This is a genomic window from Streptomyces sp. NPDC054841 (genome assembly GCF_053611045.1).
Genome location: NZ_JBSGZO010000693.1, coordinates 1 through 3,398 on the forward strand (window position 1 = coordinate 1; position 3,398 = coordinate 3,398).

At 70.3% G+C, this 3,398-nt stretch carries 2 protein-coding genes; both read right to left on the reverse strand.

Annotated elements, in window-relative coordinates; genetic code table 11:
• Positions 1-159 precede the first annotated feature (159 nt).
• Complete coding sequence (gene fxsA / locus ACWGI8_RS41835; RefSeq protein WP_453668694.1) at positions 160-741, reverse strand: FxsA family membrane protein; 582 nt, start codon at positions 739-741, stop codon at positions 160-162.
• A 201-nt stretch (positions 742-942) separates the two neighbouring features.
• Positions 943-3,398: DUF4135 domain-containing protein (locus ACWGI8_RS41840; protein ID WP_453668695.1), on the reverse strand; the 2,456-nt coding region annotated here is incomplete at its 5' end.

Genomic DNA, 3,398 nt, shown 5'->3' on the forward strand with positions numbered 1-3,398 from the left:
CATCACGTGTGCCGCAGCCCGCGGCTCTTTGTCTGCTGCGGGGTCCGCTGCGGGCAGGCGCCCGACCGCCGGCCGGCAGTCCGCTCACGCGGACGACGGGACCCGGACGGGGACAACTGGGGCGATTTGGATGACTCGGAACTGCCCGGACGACGGGGACTACGAGGTCAGCGGAGGGCGCGGGCTTTCATCCGCACGGGGCCGCGTCGGCACGTCCTCGCGGATGACCTCACCCTGCACGACCTTTCCGTCCGGGCGGTGAATGCGGGCCTGCCGAAACGCGTCGCCGAGGGAACCGGGAGCGGCCTGCCGCATCCGCCGGTCCAGGGACTTCTCCGCGAACCGGCCGGCCGCCGCGCGGACCGGCGGGAGGAGCAGCAGGAGGCCCGCCGCGTCGGAGATCAGGCCCGGCAGCATGAGCAGCAGCCCGGCGAGCATGAGGAAGCCGTTGCCGGTGCTGGAACGGTCGGCGGCGGCAGTCGTGGGCGGGAAGCCCGACTGCTGCTGCTGGAGGGTCTCGGTGAGGTTGCGGAACGCCCGCCGGCCGGCCCGCTTGATGACCACGGCGCCGAGCACGCCACCGCCGACGAGCAGGGCGAGGACGGTGAGTCCGCCGGCCGCACCGGCCGCGACGGTCAGCAGCCAGATCTCCAGCACCAGCCAGGCGGCGATGCCAAGAGGAAGGAAGGTGCGGGCGCGTGAGCGCCTCGGGGCGGTCGGTGTCGTTGCGCCGGTCGTCATGCCCCCAGTGTGCCTGGGCCCCCGCCGAAGTGTCGTAAAGGCGGGATCAGCAGGATCCCACGCAGGTGCTGAAGCCGGACGTCCGCGAAGTACTGGTCGAGCCGGTCAGACCAAGCCGGCGGGAACAGCGGATCACAGTCCGGCCAGAGCACCGTGGTGCAGCGGTGCAGCGGTGTCGGAGACCGGGCTTGTCCCTTCGACTCAACGCACAGCGGCCCCTGCGCCGGGACCGGCGGTCGAGGTTCCGCCGGTGAGTACATGGGCGTCGACGGCCTCGGACACGGCTGTGTTGACGTTCGCGATCCACTCCACCGCCGTGCTGTCGAAGATCCCCAGCACGCGGTTCCGCTGCTCTTGCCCCGCACGGTCCCGCACCGCCACGTCGATCGGGTCCCCGATCTTCGGATAGTCCAGCCGGGCCTCGGCATCACTCGGATTCCGCACAGGGCTGCCCGCCTCGTCGTACACCGTATGGCTGCCCAGGTCTCGGGTGAAATAGGGAACGTCTCCGCGCCGCAGTGCGTCGAACGTCGCCCGGCTTCGCAGCAGCGCGTGCATGGTCTCCAGAGTGCTGCCTGTCTGCCCCAGAGCCTGCTGGGCGAGCGAGTTCCGCGAGGGCTCCCTCCGCTCACGCTCCAGGCGCGCGGTCCACTCCTCGTACGTGTAGTCGCGGTTGTGCACCACGAAGATCAGGTCCCGCAGGCCGGACGTCGCGATCGGGACGAACCTGGCTCGCCGGCCGGCGAGCTGCTCGGCGTGGTAGCCATTCACCGCTGGCATGTGCTGCTCGATCCGCGCGAGGGCGTCGGCGAATCCTCTGCCGGCGGCTTCCCGTGCCTCTGACGCGCTCGGCACGCCCGTCAGCTCCCCAGCGTGAGCCAGTTCGACAAGCTGCCGCTGCACCTTGTTCTGGAGGGCCATGAGCCACAGCTGGGATTCGAAGCCCGTTTCCCAGTTGAAGACGCCGGAAGTGGCCTCCATGTCGATGACCTGCACCCGGTCATCCAGCAGCAGAACGTTCTCGTGGTGTACATCCTCCAGCCCCACCAGATACGACAGGGCCATGTTCGCGCCCAGGCTCTCGTACACCCTCAGCAGGGCATCGGCCGTCCGCGGACCACCCGAGCGCACGAACTGCATATAGCCGTACTTCGTGCCGTCATCCGCCGTCACCGGCACTATCGCGTACGTCGGAATCCGCTCACCGCCCGGATCCAGCGTCCGCGCCACACTGGCGCCCTGCTTCCCGAACAGCTCCGCATCCACCTCCAGGCTGCTCGGCTTGTACACCACCGTCCGCGGATCCCCGCCTGCCACAGCCGGATCGGTGAACCGCAGAAACAGCACCTGCTGCCCGCCGTTTTGGAAATCACTGCCCGTGAACCGCACCTCGGACAGCACATGCGACTCCGTGATCAGCTCACTGTTCTCCAGCTCCTCCCGATCCCGCTCCACACGCTCGGGGAGCCGCTGCCCTACGTTCTCCACGACCTGCGCCCACGGCCCCACATCCGAACGCAGCAACTGCCTCAGATCCGCCAGGATCGACTTCACCAGCTCCCGCCGCGCGGTGATGTGGAAGCCGCCTGCCTTCTCGGCGTCGTCCAGAGCCCGCATGACGCTCTTGAGGTAGTCGCGACCCGTACTGTCGAGCGTTGGGCTGTTGGGTACCCGCTGCCGCGTCTCACCGTCGAAGACGGTGAAACCGTCGCTGCCGTTCGGCTTGAAGTGGAGCCCGGTATCGCCGATCTGGTCCCTGGCCACATTGGCATCACGGATGTATCCGGAGTACTCCTTCCCGTCCGTCGTGTACTCCGCCCAGATGTACGGCGACGGATCCGCCTGCACCTGCTGCGAACCATCGAGATACACCACCGCCCCCGCTGGCACGCGGATCACGAAGCCCTTGTCCGTCGGACCACGACGCTTGACGACCACCCGCCCGGACTTCTCCTCCCATTTGTGCAGGCCGGCACCACCCTTCTTCGTCACCGTCGCCGGATCGGGCGGAGTCGGCGCGGGGTGCTCCGGGGAACCGCTCGCCGTCGGGCCGGATTCGCCGCCTCCGGACAGGGTGCTCAGCTCATACGCCTGCTCCTCGTCCTCCTCGTCCGAGGGGCCCGGAAGGTCGCTGCCGGTCGGGGACGTGGGAGACGGGGGCAACGGAACGGCGGCCGGGTCCTGTAGGTCCTGGTGCGGCACGGGCGGGACCGGCGGAGCGGTGTCGACGGGGGTCGTGACCTGTGCCTCCCGGCGCTTTGGCTCGGTGCTCTTGGGTTCCGGCCCGTTCTGTTCCGGCCCGTTCTGTTCCGGCCCGTTCTGTTCCGGCCCGTTCTGTTCCGGCCCGTTCTGCAACGGGTCCTTCGCTTCCGGCGTCTGCGGCTCGGGTGCCGGGGTACGGAGGAGCAGGGGGACGAAGTCGCCGCCGCGGCGGCGGAGCCGGAGATGGGGACCGCCGTCGGCGGAAGGGCCGGGGTAGGTGTGGGCGGTGCCGTTCTCCTCGATCAGGGTGACGGTGGTGCCGGTCGCGGCGGCGGGCCCCGCGGCCCCCCCGCCGGCGGGGGGGCGGGGCCCCCAAACCACCGCGCCTGTGCCCGCCGCGGGCGCCCGGGCCCGCGCGGCGCGGGGGGGGGGGCGGCGGGGCAGGGGCGGCGCCC